Origin of the sequence: Actinoplanes sp. NPDC026670 (genome assembly GCF_040638175.1) — a bacterium.
In the GTDB taxonomy this organism is placed as follows: domain Bacteria; phylum Actinomycetota; class Actinomycetes; order Mycobacteriales; family Micromonosporaceae; genus Actinoplanes.
In genome coordinates this window covers 112,288-132,024 of record NZ_JBEZXU010000024.1, presented here as the reverse complement: position 1 = coordinate 132,024, position 19,737 = coordinate 112,288, and the positions used below count along the sequence as shown (strand labels likewise).

16 protein-coding genes are annotated in these 19,737 nt (G+C 70.2%); 11 read left to right on the top strand and 5 right to left on the bottom strand.

Going from position 1 to position 19,737, the window contains the following annotated elements; genetic code table 11:
- Positions 1 to 78 precede the first annotated feature (78 nt).
- The 9 genes from AB0E94_RS23995 (at position 79) to AB0E94_RS23955 (ending at position 11,966) form a co-directional block, all read left to right on the top strand.
- Entirely contained in the window at positions 79 to 1,056 is a 978-nt protein-coding gene (locus tag AB0E94_RS23995) for an ABC transporter ATP-binding protein (protein ID WP_360329577.1), read from the top strand.
- On the top strand, positions 1,053 to 1,691 hold the full coding sequence (locus AB0E94_RS23990) for an ABC transporter permease (protein ID WP_360329575.1): 639 nt from the start codon (positions 1,053 to 1,055) through the stop codon (positions 1,689 to 1,691). The genes AB0E94_RS23995 and AB0E94_RS23990 overlap by 4 nt, the downstream gene beginning before the upstream one ends.
- Entirely contained in the window at positions 1,688 to 2,347 is a 660-nt protein-coding gene (locus tag AB0E94_RS23985) for an ABC transporter permease subunit (RefSeq protein WP_360329573.1), read from the top strand. Before AB0E94_RS23990 ends, AB0E94_RS23985 begins: the two co-directional genes overlap by 4 nt.
- Positions 2,344 to 3,273, top strand: a complete 930-nt coding sequence (locus AB0E94_RS23980; protein ID WP_360329572.1) for an ABC transporter substrate-binding protein — start codon at positions 2,344 to 2,346, stop codon at positions 3,271 to 3,273. Before AB0E94_RS23985 ends, AB0E94_RS23980 begins: the two co-directional genes overlap by 4 nt.
- Before the next feature lie 164 nt (positions 3,274 to 3,437).
- Positions 3,438 to 5,210, top strand: a complete 1,773-nt coding sequence (locus AB0E94_RS23975) for a carbohydrate-binding module family 20 domain-containing protein (protein ID WP_360329571.1) — start codon at positions 3,438 to 3,440, stop codon at positions 5,208 to 5,210.
- A 115-nt stretch (positions 5,211 to 5,325) separates the two neighbouring features.
- On the top strand, positions 5,326 to 6,051 hold the full coding sequence (locus tag AB0E94_RS23970) for a GNAT family N-acetyltransferase (RefSeq protein ID WP_360329570.1): 726 nt from the start codon (positions 5,326 to 5,328) through the stop codon (positions 6,049 to 6,051).
- 171 nt (positions 6,052 to 6,222) lie between these two features.
- Entirely contained in the window at positions 6,223 to 8,490 is a 2,268-nt protein-coding gene (locus AB0E94_RS23965) for a M4 family metallopeptidase (RefSeq protein ID WP_360329569.1), read from the top strand.
- Positions 8,491 to 8,584: 94 nt separating this feature from the next.
- The gene (locus AB0E94_RS23960; RefSeq protein ID WP_360329567.1) at positions 8,585 to 10,864 is read left to right on the top strand and encodes an EAL domain-containing protein; all 2,280 of its coding nucleotides are present in this window, start codon (positions 8,585 to 8,587) and stop codon (positions 10,862 to 10,864) included.
- 475 nt (positions 10,865 to 11,339) lie between these two features.
- On the top strand, positions 11,340 to 11,966 hold the full coding sequence (locus AB0E94_RS23955) for a hypothetical protein (RefSeq protein ID WP_360329566.1): 627 nt from the start codon (positions 11,340 to 11,342) through the stop codon (positions 11,964 to 11,966).
- A 382-nt stretch (positions 11,967 to 12,348) separates the two neighbouring features.
- On the opposite strand, the gene AB0E94_RS23950 is transcribed toward AB0E94_RS23955, so the two are convergent.
- On the bottom strand, positions 12,349 to 12,987 hold the full coding sequence (locus AB0E94_RS23950) for a DsbA family oxidoreductase (protein WP_360329564.1): 639 nt from the start codon (positions 12,985 to 12,987) through the stop codon (positions 12,349 to 12,351).
- Positions 12,988 to 13,207: 220 nt separating this feature from the next.
- Here AB0E94_RS23950 and AB0E94_RS23945 point away from each other — a divergent pair, with 220 nt between their 5' ends.
- Positions 13,208 to 13,843 carry a helix-turn-helix domain-containing protein gene (locus AB0E94_RS23945; protein ID WP_360329563.1) on the top strand — a complete coding sequence of 212 codons (636 nt, stop codon included), beginning with the start codon at positions 13,208 to 13,210 and terminating at the stop codon, positions 13,841 to 13,843.
- On the opposite strand, the gene AB0E94_RS23940 is transcribed toward AB0E94_RS23945, so the two are convergent.
- Positions 13,823 to 14,965, bottom strand: a complete 1,143-nt coding sequence (locus AB0E94_RS23940) for an NB-ARC domain-containing protein (protein ID WP_360329561.1) — start codon at positions 14,963 to 14,965, stop codon at positions 13,823 to 13,825. The genes AB0E94_RS23945 and AB0E94_RS23940 overlap by 21 nt on opposite strands.
- A 574-nt stretch (positions 14,966 to 15,539) precedes the next feature.
- Between AB0E94_RS23940 and AB0E94_RS23935 the strand changes: the two genes are divergently transcribed.
- On the top strand, positions 15,540 to 17,177 hold the full coding sequence (locus AB0E94_RS23935; protein WP_360329559.1) for a discoidin domain-containing protein: 1,638 nt from the start codon (positions 15,540 to 15,542) through the stop codon (positions 17,175 to 17,177).
- Positions 17,178 to 17,206: 29 nt separating this feature from the next.
- Here AB0E94_RS23935 and AB0E94_RS23930 read toward each other — a convergent pair whose 3' ends face one another.
- From AB0E94_RS23930 to sigK, 3 genes are all read right to left on the bottom strand, one after another.
- Entirely contained in the window at positions 17,207 to 18,058 is an 852-nt protein-coding gene (locus AB0E94_RS23930; RefSeq protein ID WP_360329557.1) for a serine/threonine-protein kinase, read from the bottom strand.
- Between the two features lie 187 nt (positions 18,059 to 18,245).
- Complete coding sequence (locus AB0E94_RS23925; protein WP_360329555.1) at positions 18,246 to 18,995, bottom strand: anti-sigma factor; 750 nt, start codon at positions 18,993 to 18,995, stop codon at positions 18,246 to 18,248.
- On the bottom strand, positions 18,992 to 19,606 hold the full coding sequence (sigK, locus tag AB0E94_RS23920) for an ECF RNA polymerase sigma factor SigK (RefSeq protein ID WP_360329554.1): 615 nt from the start codon (positions 19,604 to 19,606) through the stop codon (positions 18,992 to 18,994). The genes AB0E94_RS23925 and sigK overlap by 4 nt, the downstream gene beginning before the upstream one ends.
- Positions 19,607 to 19,737: the final 131 nt, after the last annotated feature.

Below are 19,737 nucleotides of genomic sequence, written 5' to 3'. Positions count from 1 at the left end.
CCGTGACCGAACGTTGACATCTTATTCACTACTTAGCGAGTATGAATAGTATGATTCAGAAGATCAACTGGGAGTGCCATGATCACATTCGAGGACGTCGTCAAGGTATACCCCGGCGGCGCCACGGCGGTGGACCACCTCAGCCTTGAGCTGCCCACCGGCAAGATCACCGTACTGGTCGGGCCCTCCGGTTGCGGCAAGACCACATCCCTGCGAATGATCAACCGGATGGTCACGCCGACCTCGGGCCGGATTCTGGTCGACGGCCGGGACGTCGCCGAGCGGGACGAGGCGGAACTGCGCCGGGGCATCGGCTACGTCATCCAGCACGCCGGCCTGTTCCCGCACCGGACCGTGCTGGACAACGTGGCGACCGTCCCGGTGCTGCTCGGCAAGACCCGCCGGGAGGCCCGCGAACTCGCGCTCGGCCTGCTGGAACGGGTCGGACTGTCCGCCGAGTTCGCCAAGCGCTACCCGGCCCAGCTCAGTGGTGGCCAGCAGCAGCGGGTCGGGGTGGCCCGGGCGCTCGCCGCCGACCCGCCGATCATGCTGATGGACGAGCCGTTCAGCGCGGTCGACCCGGTGGTCCGCGCGCAGCTGCACGCCGAGTTCCTGCGTCTCCAGCAGGATCTGGGCAAGACCATCGCGATGGTGACCCACGACATCGACGAGGCGATCAAGCTCGGCGACCATGTGGCGGTGTTCCGTACCGGTGGGCAGCTGGCCCAGTTCGCGACGCCACGGGAGTTGCTGGCCGAGCCGGCCGACGAGTTCGTGGCGTCCTTCGTGGGCCGTGACCGGGGCCTGCGCAGCCTGTCCTTCGACAGCGCGGCCGAGCTGCCGGTCCGGCCGGTCGAGGGCATCGAGCTGGACGACTCCGGCCGCCCGCTCGGCCGGCCCGGCGTCTTCACCAAGGACGACACCCTGCGGGTGGTCGCCGACCTGGTGATCAGCTCGCCGGGCGGGGTCGCGGTGCGGGTCGGGCCGGACGGCGCCGCCGACGGTGTGGTCAGCCACCACGACCTGGCCGACTACCTGGCGAGCCGCCGCTCATGATCCAGTACCTGACGAACAACTACGAGATCGTCTGGCAGGCGTTGCAGGAGCACCTGTATCTGGCGCTGCTGCCGATCCTGTTCGGATTCGTGATCTCGCTGCCGCTGGGTTACCTCGCGGTCCGGTTCACGTGGCTCTACCACCCGCTGATCAACACGTTCGGGGTGCTCTACTCGGTCCCGTCGCTGGCGCTCTTCGTGTTCCTGCCGGTCATCCTCGGCACCAAGGTGCTGGACCCGGTCAACGTCGTGGTGGCGTTGACCGTCTACACCGTCGCGCTGCTGGCCCGTACCGTCGCCGACGGCCTGCGGGCGGTCGACCCGGTGGTGGTGCAGGCGGCCACCGCGATGGGCTATCGCCGGACCCGGCGGCTGATCGACGTCGAGCTGCCGATCGCGCTGCCGGTCATCCTGGCCGGTCTGCGGGTCGCCACGGTCTCCAACATCAGCCTGGTCAGCGTCGGCTCGCTGATCGGCATCGGCGGGCTGGGCCAGTTGTTCACCCGTGGCTTCCAGCTGTTCTACCTGGAGCCGATCCTGGTCGGCATCATCCTGTCGGTGCTGCTCGCCGGCCTCGCCGACCTGATCATCGTGCTCGTGCAGCGGGCCGTCACCCCGTGGACGCGTGCCGCATGAACTTCTCCTACCTCACCGACCCGGCCCACTGGGATCTCGCCGCGACCGGCAGCATCCCGAACCTGATCCTGTCGCACCTGGGCTACACCGCGATGGCCCTGCTGCTCGGCGCGATCATCGCGCTGCCGGTCGGGCTCTACATCGGCCACACCGGCAAGGGCTCGTTCATCGCCATCAACGCGGGCAACGCCGGGCGCTCCCTGCCCACCCTGGGCCTGCTGATGCTGATGGTGACCCTGCTCGGGCTGGGCCTGCTGCCGGTGCTGATCGCGCTGACCGTGCTGGTCATCCCGCCGATCCTCACCTCCGCGTACGCCGGGATGCGCAACCTCGACCAGCGGGTCGTCGACGCCGCCCGGGGGATGGGCATGCGCCCGTGGCAGGTGCTGACCCGGGTCGAGCTGCCGATGGCCCTGCCGATCATGCTCAGCGGTTTCCGCAACGCCGCCCTGCAGGTGGTCGCGACCGCCACGGTGGCGGCCGCGGTCGGACTGGGCGGGCTGGGCCGGCTCCTGATCGACGGGCTGGCCGTCAACGACTACTCCCGGGTTCTGGCCGGCGCCATCGTCGTCGCCGCACTGGCCGTACTCGTGGATCTCTTTCTGGCGCTGATCCAGCGCCTGATCGTCTCACCCGGATTGAAAGGTCTCTCATGAAACGCCGTTCTCTGATAAGCGTGGCCGCCGCCGTCGCCATGTCCGTCTCCCTCGCCGCCTGCGGTGCCGACAGTGATCCGCTCGCCGACGAACCGGCCGCCTCCGGCGCGGCCGGGGGCTCGGTCACCGTCGGCTCGGCGAACTTCCCGGAGAGCCAGCTGCTCGCCGAGATCTACTCGCAGGCCCTGGAGGCCAAGGGCGTCAAGGTCACCCGCAAGTTCAACATCGGCGCCCGTGAGGTCTACCTCAAGGCGCTCCAGGACGGTTCCATCTCGCTGCTCCCGGAGTACAACGGCGCACTGCTGGCCGCCCTCTCCCCGAACGGCATCCCGGCCGGGGTGAGCAGCTCCGACACGGTTCTCGCCGAGCTGAAGAAGGTGCTGCCGGCCGGCACCGAGGTGCTGGCCCAGTCGGCCGCCGAGGACAAGGACACGCTGACCGTCAGCGCGGACACCGCGAGCAAGAACAACCTGAAGACCATCGAGGACCTCAAGGCGGTCGCCCCCACCCTGATCGCCGGTGGCGGCCCCGAATTCACCGAGCGCCAGCAGGGCCTCAAGGGCCTCAAGGAGGTGTACGGCGTCGAGTTCAAGGAGTACAAGCCGCTGGACCCGGGCGGCCCGCTGACCGTCACCGCGCTCAAGGACGGCGACATCCAGGTGGCGAACCTGTTCTCCACCGACTCGTCGATCGTGACCAACAAGTTCGTCACCCTGGCCGACCCGAAGAACCTGTTCACGTCGCAGAACGTCCTCCCGCTGATCCGCACCGAGGCGAACAACGCGACCGTGACGGGCGCCCTGGACGCCGTCTCGGGCAAGCTGACCACCGAGAACCTGACCAGCTACCTGGCCCAGGTGCAGGTGGACAAGAAGGACATCACCGTGGTGGCGAAGGCGTTCCTGTCGGAGAACGGCCTCAGCTAGTCTTGTTAACAGAACGCCGTCCTTCGGGGCGGCGTTTTCTGTTTCCAGCAGATGTCTTGACGTGCACACTCGCTGGTATCTATCTTTGCCGCAAAGATTTTCAGAAAGTTTCAAGGCTGTTACTGCAAGGTCTTGCAGCCCGTTCCCCCTAGCCGGAGGTAGATGTGGACAGTCCCCGCAGGCGGCGACGCCTGACCCGCATCCTGGCCGCCACCACCCTCGCCCTCGGCGTCGGCGGCTTCGGTGTCGCCCAGGTCCTCACCGGACCGGACGCCTTCGCGTCGCCGCCCGGCGAGAAGGACGTCACCGCCGTCATGTTCGAGTGGAGCTTCGCGTCGATCGCACGCGAGTGCACGAACACGCTCGGCCCGCTCGGCTACGGCTACGTCCAGGTGTCCCCGCCCCAGGAGCACATCCAGGGCAGCCAGTGGTGGACCTCCTACCAGCCGGTCTCGTACCAGATCGCCGGCCGTCTCGGTGACCGTGCGGCGTTCGTCAACATGGTGAACACCTGCCACGCGGCCGGGGTCAAGGTCGTCGCCGACACGGTGATCAACCACATGTCCGCGGGCTCCGGCACCGGCACCGGCGGCACGAACTACTCGAAGTACAACTACCCGGGTGTCTACTCCGACGCCGACTTCCACTCCTGCCGCTCGGCGATCAGCGACTACACCAACCGCAGCAACGTGCAGGACTGCGAACTGGTCAACCTGTCCGACCTGAACACCGGCAGCGACTACGTGCGCGGCAAGATCGCCGGCTACATGAACGACCTGGCGTCGCTCGGTGTCGACGGCTTCCGGATCGACGCGGCCAAGCACATGGCCGCCGCCGACCTGGCCGGCATCAAGGCGAAGCTGTCCAACACCGGCGCGTACTGGAAGCAGGAGGCCATCTACGGCGCCGGCGAGGCGGTCCAGCCCACCGAGTACACCGGCACCGGCGACGTGCAGGAGTTCCGGTTCGCCCGCGACCTCAAGCGCGTCTTCCTCAGCGAGAACCTCGCCTACCTGTCGAACTTCGGCACCGCGTGGGGTTACCTGCCGAGCAACCAGGCGGCCGTCTTCGTCGACAACCACGACACCGAGCGCGGCGGGGACACCCTCAGCTACAAGAACGGGTCGGCTTACACCCTGGCCCAGGTCTTCACGCTGGCCTGGCCGTACGGCGCCCCGGACGTCAACTCCGGCTACGAGTTCAGCAACCACGACGCCGGCCCGCCGAACAACGGCACGGTCAACGCCTGCTACGCCGACGGGTGGAAGTGCCAGCACGCGTGGCGGCAGATCGGCAACATGGTCGGGTTCCGCAACGCCACCCGCGGCACGGCGGTCACGAACTGGTGGTCCAACGGCGCCGACCAGATCGGCTTCAGCCGGGGCAGCAAGGGCTACGTCGCGATCAACCACGAGGGCAGTTCGCTGACGCGAACCTTCCAGACCTCCCTGCCGGCCGGCACCTACTGCGACGTCCAGCACGGCGACCCCATGGCAAACGGCGGATGCAGCGGTACGACGTACGCCGTCAACTCCGCCGGCCAGTTCACCGCGACCGTGCCCGCCGGTGACGCGATCGCCCTCTACGTCGGCGCGAGCGGCGTGACGCCGTCGACCTCGGTGTCGCCCACGCCCACCAGCACCGCCGCGTCCGGCGCCGGCTTCAACGTCACCGCCACCACCACGCTCGGCCAGAACATCTTCGTCGTCGGCAACCAGGCGGCGCTCGGCAACTGGGCCCCGGCCAGCGCGGTCGCCCTGTCCGCGGCCACCTACCCGGTCTGGAAGGGCACGGTGTCGCTGCCCGCGGGCACGGCGTTCGAGTACAAGTACATCCGGAAGAACACCGACGGCAGCGTCACCTGGGAGTCCGGCAGCAATCGCACCGCCACGGTCCCGGCCAGCGGTCAGGTCACGCTGAACGACACCTTCCGCTGAGTCTCCCGGCAGGACCACCGGCCCGGCCGCCCTCAGGGGTGGCCGGGCCGTCTTGCTCCGGCGCCCTGCCTATAGCATATTGCTCCTATAGTTTTTGTGGACTTTGGGAGCTGTCGTGATCGAAACCGGAGTGCACATCCTCGACCAGGCCGCCTGGGCCTCCCTGACCGGCCCGCACGCCTGCTTCGCGCAGGGCGGCGGCCGGGCGCGGCGCTACCGCCCGGAGATCTCGCCGATCATGGCGATCCCGCCGGTCCAGGACGAGCAGGCCTGGGCCGACCTGCACACCCTCGTCGGGCGGCGCGGGCAGGCGTTCCTCTCCGCCGACATCGGCACCCCGCCGGACGGCTGGGCCGTCGACGTGCGCGGCGAGGGCGTCCAGTTGCTCTCGACCGCTGCGCTGCGCTCCGAACCCTTCGCCGGACAGGTGGTCCTCGGCGCCGCCGACGTCCCGGAGATGCTGGAGCTCGTCGCCCGTACCAAACCCGGTCCTTTCGAACCGGAGACCTATCGCCTCGGCACCTACCTGGGGGTCCGGCGGGCCGGGAGGCTCGTCGCGATGGCCGGTGAGCGCCTGCACCCGCCGGGCTACACCGAGATCAGCGCGGTCTGCACCGATCCTGACTTCCGTGGCCTCGGGCTGGGGTCGGCGCTGGTTCGCGCGGTGGCGCACAACATCCGGGAGCGGGGCGAGATCCCGTTCATGCACGCCGCCGCCTCGAACGTCAACGCGATCCGCCTCTATCTGTCGATCGGCTTCGAGTTGCGCCGCACCCGCCAGTTCACCGTCCTGACCAGTCCCGACCGCAATCCGCAGGACTGTCCCCGTCCGAGGGGGTGATGGTGGAACGGCTCAAGTCGCTGATGCCGCGAAACCGGTCGGGGAAGCGCTTACCCAGCAGGTCAATGTCCACGGTATGACCGTAGAGATATATACGTCCGTCGTTCCCTCCTCTACATACTGATGGCCACACATTGTCATGTGTGAATATCAGGTTCGGGGAGGAACCGAGTGAAGAGAGCCTTTGCGCTGACCAGCGCCACCCTGCTGGTCGGCAGCGCGCTCGTGGCCACCGCCACGAGTACCTCAGCCGCACCGCCGTCCCCCGTCGCGCCGCCCTCCGAGGCGCAGGCGGTCGCCCGCGCGGAGACCCACATCGCCACCCGTCCCGCGGACATCGAGGCCGCCGACGGCGAGAGCTACAAGGTGTACCGCAGCAGCGTGGACGCCAACGGCGCCTCGCACGTCCGCTACGACCGCCTCTACCACGGCCTGCGTGTCTACGGCGGCGACTTCGTCGTGCACAGCAAGCCGGGCGGCGCCTACGACGGCGCCTCGGTCGGCCTGCTGTCCCCGCTGGCGCTCAGCGTCACCCCGAAGGTCAGCGCGGCCAAGGCCACCAAGACCGCCGAAGCCAACTTCGAGGGCACCCGCACCGCGACCGGCACTCCGGAGCTGTTCGTCGACGCGAGCACCGGCACCGGCCGCCTCGCCTGGGAGACCGTCGTCAGCGGCTGGGCCCCGGACAAGCAGACCCCGTCCCGCCTGCACGTCATCAGCGACGCGCAGACCGGCGCCTACATCGGCGAGTTCGACGAGATCGAGACGGTCGCCGGCACCGGCAACAGCGTCTACTCCGGCACGGTCAGCGTCGACACCACGCTGTCCGGCTCCACCTACAGCATGATCGACCCGTCGCACGGCAACGGCCGCACCTGCGACATGAACAACGGCACCAGCACCTGCACCACCTTCACCGACGCCGACAACACCTGGGGCACCGGCGCCACCTCGAACCGCCAGTCGGCCGGCGTCGACGCCCACTTCGGCGCGGCCAAGACGTTCGACTACTTCAAGCTGGTGCACGGCCGCAACGGCATCTTCGGCACCGGCGCGGGCGTCCCGTCCCGGGTGCACTACGGCAGCTCGTACGTCAACGCGTTCTGGGACGGCGCCCAGATGACCTACGGCGACGGCTCCGGCAACTCCCGCCCGCTCGTCTCCCTCGACGTGGCCGGCCACGAGATGTCGCACGGCGTGACCGAGTCGGTCGTCTCCGGCGGCCTCACCTACTCCGGCGAGTCCGGCGGTCTCAACGAGGCCACCAGCGACATCTTCGGCAACATGGTCGAGTTCTACGCCAACACCACCGCGGACCCGGGTGACTACCAGGTCGGCGAGAAGATCAACATCAACGGCAACAACACGCCGCTGCGCTACATGTACAACCCGACCCTGGACGGCTCGTCGCACGGCTGCTGGTCGACCAGCACCAACAGCATCGACGTGCACTACTCGTCCGGCCCCGGCAACCACTTCTTCTTCAACCTGGCCGAAGGCACCGGCGCCACCGCGTACGGCACCTCCCCGGTCTGCGGCTCGGCCCCCGCCGTCACCGGCATCGGCCGCGACAAGGCCGCCGCCATCTGGTACCGGGCGCTGGACTCGTACTTCACCTCCAACACCCGCTACTACCTGGCCTCGAACCTGGCCAACACCGCCCGCGCCTACACCCTGCGGGCCGCCACCGACCTGTACGGCTCGTGCTCCACCGAGTACAAGACCGTCCAGGCCGCCTGGACCGCGGTCAACGTGGCCGGCAGCGACGCCACCTGCTCCACCGGCAACGACTTCTCGCTGACCACCAGCCCGGCCAGCGCCTCGGTCAACCCGGGCTCGTCGGCCACAGCCACCATCGCCACCGCCGTCACCAGCGGCAGCGCCCAGACGGTCGCCCTGACCGCCTCCGGCCTGCCGTCCGGCGTCACCGCCAGCTTCAGCCCGTCGTCGGTCACCGCCGGCGCCAGCTCCACGCTGACCCTGGCCACCACCACCGCGGCCGCCCCCGGCACCTACGCCATCACCATCACCGGCACCGGCACCGCGGCCACCAAGACGGCCACGTTCTCGCTGACCGTCAACGGCGCCAGCGGCAGCTGCTCCGGCACCAACGCCACCGACGTGACGATCCCGGACAACACCACGGTCAACTCGCCGATCACCATCAGCGGCTGCACCCGCACCGCCTCGGCGAGCAGCACCGTCGAGATCCACATCGTCCACACGTACATCGGTGACCTGGTCGTGTCCCTGGTCGCCCCGGACGGCAGCGTCTACACCCTGCGCAGCCGCACCGGTGGCAGCACCGACAACATCGACACCACCTACACGGTCAACCTGTCGTCCGAGACCGCGCCGAACGGCACCTGGAACCTCCGGGTCCAGGACGCCGCCTCGATCGACACCGGTTACATCAACAGCTGGACCCTGACCCTCTGACCCCTCAGTGACAACCTGCTCCGCGGTCACCGCCTCGGCGGTGGCCGCGGAGTGCTGCGCTAAGCCCCGGGGCGGACAGACCGATGGGATCAAGGTGAGAGACCGGTGGGCCGTCTCCTCCTGGGTGCTGCTGGGTATCGGGGCACCCGTCGCCGTCTTCGTCGGCGCCGCCGAACCGCCCGCCGCCACCTACGGATACCTGGCCGGCGTCCTCGCCTGCGTGATCGCGGCGGCCGCCGGCATCCGGCGCAACGTCCCGGCCGGCCAGCGCCGGCCGTGGCTGTTCATCCTGGCCGCGATGATGGTCTCGCTGACCGGCGAGACGACCCGGGTGCTCGCGGAGAAGGGCACCGTCCTCGCCATGTTCCCGGACGCCGCCCTGCTCCCCATCTACCTGCTGCTCACCGCCGGCGTCGTCGACCTGGTCCGGCGGACCCGGGCGAGGGCCGACGAACCGGCCCGGGTCGACTCCGCCCTCATCGGCGTCGGCGCCGCGCTGCTGGTGTGGTCGCTGTGGGTCGAACCGTGGATCGCCGGCGGCGACCTCCGATGGCAGAACCTGGTCGCGGCCGCCCTGCCGCTGGCCGCCGCACTGCTGATGACCATCGCCCTGCCGATGCTGCTGCTCGGCCGGACCCGCGCCCCCGCGATGTGGTTCTTCGTCGCCAGCGGCGTGGCCCTGCTGTCGGCGAACATCGTGCTCGCCAACCGGGGCTGGTTCGTGCAGGGCGCCGACGGCATCCCGCTGAAGACCATGGGCGCCCTCGTGCTGGCCGCCGACTTCGCCAACGCCGCCTGCGTCCTGCATCCCAGCGTGCCCGTGCTCACCGAACGGGTGCTGGGCCGCTCCCACGTGCTGCGCCGCGGCCGCACCGCCATGATCACCGCAAGCTTGTGCGTGCCGACGATTCTCGGCGTGGCTGCGCCGCCGCGAGGTCAGACCTTTTCGCTGGTACGGGCAGCGCTGTCACTCGCATTGATCGGCGTCGTGGTCGCTCGCGTGGTGCGGGCCAACAACTCCCGGGCCCGGGCCCAGCAGGAGGCCCGCTGGCGTGCCGAGCACGACTCGCTGACCGGGTTGCCGAACCGGGAACGCCTCGCCGCCACCGTGGCCCGCTGGACCGACCCGGGCACCCAGGTCAGCGTGCTGCTCCTCGACCTGGACCGGTTCAAACTGGTCAACGACCACTGGGGTCACGAGGTCGGCGACGAGATGCTGCGCGCGGCGGCCGCCCGCCTGGTCGCCTCCGTCCGGGCCGGCGACCCGGTCCCACCGTCCGGCACCTCGCCCGGCGGTGATCTCGTCTGCCGGACCGGGGGCGACGAGTTCGCCATCGCCTTCGTCGGGCCGGCCGGCGGCGACGGTGACTCTCCGGCGGAAGGGCTGGCCAGGCGTCTGCTCGCCGCTCTCGACGAGCCGCTGCCCCTGTCCGTCGGGGCGGTCGACGTCACCGCGTCGATCGGCATCGCCACCGCGGCCGCCGGGACCAGCGCGGTGGAACTGCTCCGGGACGCCGACACGGCGATGTACCGGGCCAAGGAGTCCGGCCGCAACCGCTACGCCGTCTTCGACCCGCCCCTGCGCGAACGTCTCCAGCGGCGGTTCACGCTCGAACGCGCACTGCGCGGCGCCCTCGACCAGGGCCAGCTCGACGTGCACTACCAGCCGCTCGTGCACCTGGCGAGCGAACAGGTCGACGGGTTCGAGGCCCTGATGCGCTGGACCCATCCGACGCTGGGGCCCGTCTCACCTGTCGAGTTCATCCCGATCGCCGAGGACACCGGGCTCATCGTCGCGGCCGGGGCATGGCTGCTGGAGGAGGCGGCCGCCCGCACCCGGGAATGGCGCGAGACTGCGCCCGTGCACGTGTCGGTCAACCTGGCCGTACGACAGCTGCGCGAACCCGGGCTCGCCGTCCGGGTCGGGGAGATCCTGGACCGGACCGGGCTCCCACCGGAGGGCCTGTGGCTGGAGGTCACCGAGTCCGGGTTCATGGACGACCCGGACGCCTGCCTGCGAACCCTGCACGAACTGCGGGACCTCGGCATCACCCTGTGCATCGACGACTTCGGCACCGGTTTCTCGTCGCTGAGCTACCTCCAGCGGATGCCGGTGTCCATCGTCAAGGTCGACCGCGCTTTCGTGACCGGGGTGGGCGACGGCGGCCCGAACGAGCCGATCGTCCGCGCGGTCCTGGCCATGTCACACGCGCTGGGCCACCGGGTGGTGGCCGAGGGCGTCGAGACCACCACCCAGCGGGACTGGCTACGAGCCAACGACTGTGACTACGCCCAGGGCTGGCTCTACGGCAAGCCTCTCCCAGCCGCCGCCCAGACGCCTGGCGTCCGGCTGGCCGGACACCAGGCACGTTAAACACCTGTTCAACGTCGTTCGTCGTTTGTCGTTCGCGGATCTTGCACGAATCTTCAGCCTCGCGACGATCTTGCAGCCCTTTCCGCGCCCCAACGGGAAGAAAGCTGCAAGGTCTCCCCGGCGCAGTGGATGTTGCACGACAAAACATTCCCAGGCATGAAGAAACGTGCAAGATCGCCTTCAAGGTGGAGAACCGTGCAAGATCTACAGAGCTGGTCGGGGCCTAATCCTTCGCGAATGGGGATATTCCCGTCCTGGGTCCGGCGCCTCAGCCGCCTGCGTGACCGGTGCGGCGGGCCGAAAGCCGGCCGGGGAGACATCGCACGGCAGAGGGATTGGCCGCGGGCACGGCGAATGCCTTGAAGCAGCTTCAGATGTGGCCGGAGTCCACAAGATCACGGGAGATGCCGGCATCGGGTGTGGTTGACCTTGTTTGGTACTGATGACCAGGGGAGACAGGTCTTGAGGGGGAGCTGTGGACTGGGCGGTCATCGGTGCGATGGTGGGTTTCGCGGCCCTGATCGTGCAAGGGGTCGTGGCGTTCGGAATGGCCGGTAAGGAGGCCGCCACGCTGAAGCGGTCCGGGCAGTCGGTTCGACGGCTCCGGGAGCAGGCCCTCGCCCGGCGCTGGACCTGGGACGGCGCCGCGGCCGAGCCGACGGTCCCGGTGGGGCGGATGGGGCAGCTGTCCGGGGTGCGCCAGCGGGGTGCCGCCCGGGGGCGGTTCCGGCAGCGGGACGCCAGCGTGGCGGTGCTGGCCGCGGTCGTGCCGTCCGGCTTCGAGTCGCGCCTGGAGAACGATCACGGCACCACGGTGCTGACCATGGTGGTCACCATGGAAGCGCCTGAACTGGCCGGCGACCTGTGCCTCGATCCGCCACGGGGCGAGGCCGGATACGACATCTCCGGCAGTCTTGCCGGAATGATCAGCGGCGACCCGCTGGCCGCGCTCGCCCGGGTGCAGAACCCGGCCGTCGACGTGGCTGACGGCCGGGCGAGCTTCCTCTTCACAAGCCTGCGCGGCATGGACGAACTGGACCGGGTGCTGGCGGCCACCGACGACTTCCTGAGCGGCCTGTCCACCGGCCAGCCCTCGGCCTGACCCGCGCCGATCAACCATCGATACCCGGCTTCCGGGCCGGGTAACCTGCGGGCCGGTCCGCCCGCCGGTAAACCAGCGACGCCCGGCCGCGGGGTCGGGCAACGTGCGGGCGGGCCTGCGCGTCGGTCAGCCAGTGACGCCTGGCCGCTGGGTTGGGCAACGTGCGGGCTGGTCCGTGTGTCGGTCAGCCAGCGACGCCCGGCCGCGGGGTCGGGCAGCTTGCGGGCTGGCTTGTATGTCGGTCAGCGACGCCCGGCTTCCGGGTCGGGCGAACGTGCGGGCTGGTCCGCGCGTCGGTCAAACAGTGACGCTCGCCCGCGCCTGGTCAGGCGCGGGACTGGCCCATCTTGGTCGGCCAGCGGGACTTGCTTCTGGCGCCTGGTCAGCTCTCGGCGTGGACCTTGCGGAGGGCGCCCAGGAACGCGTCGGCTGACTGGGCGCCGGAGATTCCGTACTTCTGGTTGATCAGGAAGAACGGGACGCCGCTGATGCCCAGCTGCCTGGCCTTGCGGATGTCGGCGTCGACCTCGGCGCCGTATTTCGTCCCGGCGACCACGTCGGCCGCCTCGCCCTCCGGGACCCCGACGGCGGTCGCGAGCCGTACCAAAGTCTCCGGATCGTCGACCACCGCGGCGTCGGACAGATGCGCCTTGAGCAAGGCCTCGTGCATTTCGGTGCCGAGGCCGTGCTGGCCGGCCAGGTGGGCGACCCGGTGTGCGTCGCGGGTGTTGACCGAGATCGCGTGGCCCAGGTCGTAGGTCAGGCCCTCGGCCTCGGCGAGCTGCGTGACCTGGTGGGTCATCGCGCGCACCTGTGAGGCGGGCGCGCCGATCTTCTTGGCCAGCATCTCGTGGACCGGCTCCCGGGTGCCCTGCGGGATGGTCGGGTCGAGCTGGAAACTGTGCCAGGTCACGGTGACGTCATCGTCCTCGAACCGGCCGAGTGCGGTCTCCAGGCGTCGCTTGCCGATGTAGCACCAGGGGCAGACCACGTCGGACCAGACGTCGATGCTGATGCTCACAGGCAAACTCCGTTCTCGCAGACGGGCGCGTCCTCGGCGCCCTCCAGGATGATCAGTTGCGGCAGCTCCTCGGCGGGGATGTCCTCGTCGATCTGCTCGGCTGGGGTCTCCGGCACGGCCGCTCCTCCGCTGTCCTGACTCAGCTAAGCTGACCCTGCGGTCAACTTGTGCGGGCAACATTAGCAGATATGTTGACCGCCGGGTCAAGTTATGGAGGGGCATGCGAGCGGACGCACAGCGCAACGCGACCAGACTGCGTGTCGCCGCGGCCGAGCTCTTCCGGGTGCGCGGCCTGCAGGTCTCGGTCAAGGAGATCGCCCGGCACGCCGGCGTGAGTCACGGCACGCTCTACAACCTGTTCGGTTCCCGTGAGGGGCTGATGGACGAGGTGATCGCCGATCTGGCCGCGGCCCGGCTCGGTGAAGCCGCGCGCAAGGCGCTGGCCTGCGCCGATCCGTGGCGGGGCTTTTCCGGCTATGTCAGCGAGGTCTGTGAGTTGCAGGCCACCGATCCTGCTCTCGGTGATGTGCTGACCCGCCGGTTTCCGGACGCCAGTCGTCTCATGGCAGTCTGTGACAACTCGTTCGCGGCCGCTGAGTCGATCATCGACCGGGCTCGGCGGGACGGGTCGTTGCGGGCCGACTTCACCGCCGCCGACCTGCTGTTCTTCCTCGCCTCGCATGCGCCGCTGGCCCGGTCCGCGGCCGCTGCCGGGTCCGGCTCGTGGCGGCGCGCGGTCGGTTTCATGCTGGACGGCCTGCGTGCTCCGGCGGCGACTCCGCTCCCGGCCGATCCGATGACGCCACAGGAGATCAACCACCTGCTGATCGAGGGCTCAGCCGCCGCGGCCGGCTGACAAGCGGTCGATCTCGGTGACCCGATTCCAGTCGCCGTCGGCCGGCAGGTCGCCGGCGGCGAGTTCGCGGGCCACCGTGAGGAGTTCGATCCCGGGCCGGGTCAGGACGCGGGCGGCCGCGACGGCCAGGGCGAGCGGCAGCCCGGCGGAGGCGGCGCAGATCGCGTCGGAACCGTCCGGATCGGCCGCGACACGGTCCGGGCCGAGTCGCGCGGCCAGCAGCCGGCGGGCCTCCTGCCGGTCGAGCGGGTCGACCAGCAGCGGCTGAGCGCCGTCGATCGCGACCAGCGCCGTCAACCGGGCCCGGCTCGTGATGACCACGTGGCAGCCAGGGCCACCGGGCAGCAGCGGACGCACCTGGTCCGGGCTCGCGACATCGTCCAGCACCACCAGGACGCGCCGGTGTGCCAGGAGCGTGCGGTAGGCGGTCTCGCCACCACCGGCGGCCCCGCCGAGCGCCAGCACGAAACGGTCCAGGATCACCGCCGGGTCCGTCGGGTGGGGTCCGCTGCCTCGCAGGTCGGCCCACAGCTGGCCGTCCGGGAAGGCCGCCGCGCTCCGATGTGCCCAGTGCACGGCGAGCGCGGTCTTGCCGACTCCGGCCGGTCCGGACAGCACCACCGGTCCGCCCGTCACCGCCCCGCCGGTGTTCCGGGCCCGGCCAGCCCGCTCCGGGGCGCCGGCGTTCCGGGTCCGGCCGGCCGGCTCCGGGGCGCCGGGGTCGCCGGGGTCGCCTGCGGCGTCCAGCGTCGCCAGCATCCCGGTTCGGCCGGTGAATCCGGGGACTGCGGCCGGGAGCTGCCGGGGCGGCCCGGACGGTGGGCAGGACCGCCGGTCGGCGACGCGCTCGCGGGCGGTCGCCAGCGCGCCCAGTTCGGCCGGTGCGGCGCCGAGCTGGCGGCCGAGCTCGTCGAGCCGGTCGACGGGCGGCAGCACCTTCCCGGTCAGATAGGCGCCGATGATCCCGTGTGACCAGCCGGTCCGGGCCGCCAGCTCGCGATAGCTGAGCACCGGCGCCCGCCGGGACCGGGCGTGCCGCTGCCGCAGCCCGCGCAGCAGGACGGCCAGGTCGGCGGGCGAGGAGACCACGGCGGCGCGGCTGATCACCGTGTGCGTGTCCATCGGCGCAGCCAACCGCTCCGGCCCTTGACGGCCGCTGTCCGAACGCTTGACGCCCAGGTCAGCGTGCCCGTCGAGGACGATGCGCAAAGTGGGTGGCCGCACCGTGGCGGCTCCGGCTGATCGTGTGACGCGGCGAGCTCGCGGTGGAACGAGTCCACGGTGCGGTCGCCGTCGGCGCACCGGTGCGGCTGGCCCGCTGTGGCACGCGACGGTCGCCTGAGGTCCGACCCGTGTCCTGCGCGTGATGGAGCGCTTTCATCGCCCAAATCACCCTAATAGGGATGTCGATGGGAGGTGCGCCGGTGGGTGGTCAGGTTCCGGAACTTCGGCGGCGACCGGGCTCTGAGCTGGGGGAACGCGGAACCGGTGCCGGAACCGGTTTCGGAAGGCATTGACACCCCTCTAACGGGCTGCCACGGTGGCGGTCAAGAGAGCGGTTTCACAGGTTGTTCCCCCGCTGGAAACCGCTTCGTCACACCCCGAGGAGTCCCGTCCCATGATCACTCCTGCCCGAGAACGGCCGCGCTCCGGCCGTACCAGAAGGATTGCTCTTGCCGTTGGTCTCGCCGGTCTGATGGCCGGCTTCGTCGCGGTGACCAGCGGTCCCGCGTCGGCTGCCGAAGTGCTCGTCTCGCAAGGCAAGGCGGCGACCGCGTCGTCCACCGAAGCGGCCGGCGCCTACCTCGCGGCCGAAGCCGTCGACGGCAACAACGGCACCCGCTGGGCCAGCACCTGGTCGGCCACCCAGTGGTTCCAGGTCGACCTCGGTGCGTCCACCGCGGTCAGCCGGATCGCGATCAACTGGGAAGCCGCGTACGCCCGCGGTTTCAACATCCAGTTCTCCACGAACAACAGCACGTGGACCCAGGCCTACGCCACCACGACCGGCGCCGGCGGCCAGCAGAGCATCGCGGTCTCCGGCACCGCCCGTTATGTGCGGATCAATCTGACGCAGCGGGCGCTGGAGGCCTACGGATACTCGTTCTGGGAGTTCCAGGTCTACTCCGGCGACGGTGACACCCCGCCGACCGGAACCACGCGGCTGCTCTCCTACGGCAAGCCGGCACTGGCCTCCACCTGGCAGAACGATGTCAACTGCAACCCGTGCAGCCCGGACAAGGCGTTCGACAACGACCCGGCCAGCCGCTGGGCGACCAGCTCGACGAACGGCTGGGTCGACCCGGGCTGGATCTCGGTCGACCTGGGCGCCACCGCCCAGATCAGCCAGGTCGTGCTCCAGTGGGACCCGGCCTACGCCCGCAGCTACCAGCTCCAGGTCTCGCCGGACAACGTCAACTGGACGAACTTCTACAGCACCACCACCGGCGACGGCCTGAAGGACGTCGTCAACGCCACCGGCACCGGCCGGTACGTGCGGATGTACGGCACCGCCCGCAGCAGCGCCTACGGGTACTCGCTCTGGGAGTTCAGCATCTACGGCACCGGCGGCAACCCGACCGCCCCGCCGGCGAAGCCCGCCGACCCCACCTTCCCCGCCACGCGGCTGGTCTTCTCCGACGAGTTCAACGGCGCGGCCGGGAGCAAACCCGACACCGCGAAATGGACGTACGACCCGGGCGTCCCGCAGAACGGCGAAGTCCAGTACTACACGCCCAACAGCGAGAACGCGTCGATGAACGGGTCGGGTTCGCTGGTCATCGAGGCCCGCCGGCAGGACTACCAGGGCCGGCAGTACACCTCGCACCGGATGAACACCGGCAACAAGTTCAGCGTCCAGTACGGCCGGATCGAGGCCCGGGTCAAGGTGCCCAAGGGCAACGGGCTGTGGCCGGCGTTCTGGCTGATGGGTGACGACTTCCTCCAGGGGCGGCCGTGGCCGTACAACGGGGAGATCGACATCATGGAGGTTCTCGGCCGCAACACCAGCGAGGCCTACTCGACGCTGCACGCGCCGGCTTACAACGGAGCCGGGGGGTACGGCCAGAAGTACGCGACAGTCGACCTGTCCCAGGACTTCCACGTCTGGGCGGCCGAGTGGGACAGCAAGGGGATCCGCTTCTTCCTCGACGGCCGGCTCGTCTTCGACGCCGCCAAGGAGACCGTGGAGAACACCCGCGGCCCGTGGATCTACGACCACAAGTTCTACCTGATCCTGAACCTCGCCGTCGGCGGCGACTTCCCCGGCCCGATCGACGCGACCACCCCGTTCCCCAGCCAGATGCTGGTCGACTACGTCCGCGTCTACCAGTAGGAGCCCCCTCACCGCGGCCCGGGCAGCTGTCAAGCTGTCCGGGCCGCTTCTCCGCGCCGCCAGCGCAGTCTGCGGGTCAGCCGCGGCGGGGTCAGCACGTCGCTCAGGCCCCGTTCGATCACAGCCGCCGACGGGCGCCGCGCCGGATCCCGCACCAGCACCGCGAGCAGCAACGAGGTCAGCGGGCCGGCCAGCACCGGCGGATCCGGCGGCTCGCTGATCATCGCGCGCAACGCGGTGCCGCCGTCCCCTCGGGTGTACGGCGAACGGCCCTCGACCGCGAAGTACAGCGTCGCCGCCAGCGACCAGAGGTCCCCGGCCGCGCCGGCCTCCCGGGAGAGCAGCCGTTCGGGGGCGATGTAACCCGGCGAGCCCAGGCGTGGATCGGGGCCGTCGCCGCTGATCATGGCCAGCCCGAAGTCGGTGAGCACCACCCGGTTCCCCGGGGTCGCCCCGCTCGCCGGGCGGCCCGGCGCCGTGTCGGCCAGCAGCACGTTGTCCGGTTTGACGTCGCGATGCAGCACCCCGGCGGCGTGCGCGCTGCCCAGCGCCGCCAGCATCCACAGGCCGATCCGGGCTGTCTCGGCCGCCGGCAGCGGACCGTCGCCGGTGACCACCTGGTGCAGGGAACGCGACGGCACGTGCTCCATGACGATCCACGACCTGTCGTCCGTGGTGACCACGTCGTAGACCCGCACCACCCCCGGATGATCCAGGCGGGCGGCGGCTCGCGCCTCCCGGACCGGGCCACCGGACCCGGCCACCTCCTTGATCGCGACGGTACGTTGCAGCAGCGTGTCATCGGCCCGCCAGACCCGGCCCATCCCACCGGACCCGATCACCTCGAGCAGCCGATAGCGGCCACCCAGCTCCCCGGCCATCTGAACAACCCCCATCTCCTCGTCGACAGGGGACCCGCCCGTCGACGAGGATCCCTGCGCTGTCGGCAGGGACCCTTCGCGCGGTCGGCGGTGAGTCCCTGCGTCGGCAGGGACCTTCTCGCCGTCGGCGGTGAGCCCCTTCGTCGTCAGGGATTCGGAGCCGGGTGGGCCGCGGATCGGTCCGGGGTCAGGCCAGATTCACCAGCGCGTCCAGCGGGGCCGTCGGAGTCGCCGACTCGGGGGCCCGCTCGATGGTGATGCCCACGTTCGACATGGCCGGCAGGCCCTCGACGACCTGCACGGCCGCCGACTGCCCCTCGCGCAGCGCGCCCGCCGAGGCCGGTGCGCCCGCCTGGATGGTCCACATCTGATAGACGCGGCCCGCCGCCGGAGCATCGTCAGCGGCGAGCATGATCACGCCCGCGTTCTGGAGGCGGGAACTCGACACCGTCACCCGGCCGCCGCTTTTCAGCTGCTCGGAGCGCGTCTGCACATCCGGAGCGCCGAGGATCGACCGGACCCGGGCCTCGCTCGCCTGCGCTGCTTCGAGGCGGGACTGCGCGTCGCGTACCCGCTGATCCTGAATCTGATAGACGGCCGAGCCGGCGCCGACCGCGGCGACCACCGCGGCGGCCGCGGCGACCAGGCGCAGACCGCGCCGGGACCGGGGCTGGGCCCGCGGCGGAATCGCCGGCGGCAGCTGGCGGGTCTTGCCGATCTCGGCGAGCACGTTGTCGCGGAGCCGGGGTGGCGGCACCGACCAGGCGCCGTCGGCGAGCCGGGCGGTCACCTCGAACAACTCGTCGGCCTCCAGGCGGCACGACTCGCATTCACGCAGATGCCTGTCGAACGAGGCCCGGTCGATGTCGTCGAGCGCGTCCAGCACGTAGGCGCCGATCAGCGAGTGGACGTCGCTCTTCTCGTTGGGAGCGCTCATGCGGCCACCTCCGGGGTCAGGCAGTCGCGAAGCCTGATCAGGCCGTCTCTCATTCTGCTCTTCACTGTCGGTAACGGCACCCTCAGCAGCTCGGAGACCTGCGGATACGAGTGGCCCTGATAGAACGCCAGGGTCACCGCCTCCCGCTGCACCTCGGTCAGCACCTCCAGACAGTGCCGGACCTGCTGGCGTTCCAGGCGCACCGCGACCTCGTCGGCCACCTCGTCGTAGGGGGTGTCCACCGAGGCGGCGCCGACCCGGGCCACCCGGTCACCGGCCGCCTGCTCGGCACGCACCCGATCCACCGCCCGCCGATGCGCGATCATGAAGATCCAGGCGGTCGCCGAACCCCGGTCCGGATCCCAGCGGGCGGCGGTACGCCAGACCTCCACCAGGACCTCCTGCGCCACCTCCTCGGCCTGCGCCGGGTCTCGCAGCACCCTTCTGACCAGGCCGTAGACACGTGGCGCGACCAGGTCGTACAGCCTGCCGAACGCCTTCTCGTCGCCGCGCGCCACCGACGCCAGCAACAGCCCGGCATCCGGCACCGTCTCCGGGGCCGGCACCGGAGTCAGGTACTCCGGCCGATCCCCGACGCCACGCTCTGCCATCGTTCTCCATCCCGCATCGACTCGTCCGGGTGGGGTTCGGAGCCGCCCCGGCCGCGGATGGGTGCAATTTCTGACATGTGGCTACCATGCGCGGCCCACCCATGTCACCACCCGTGGTCTCCCTCCAATGG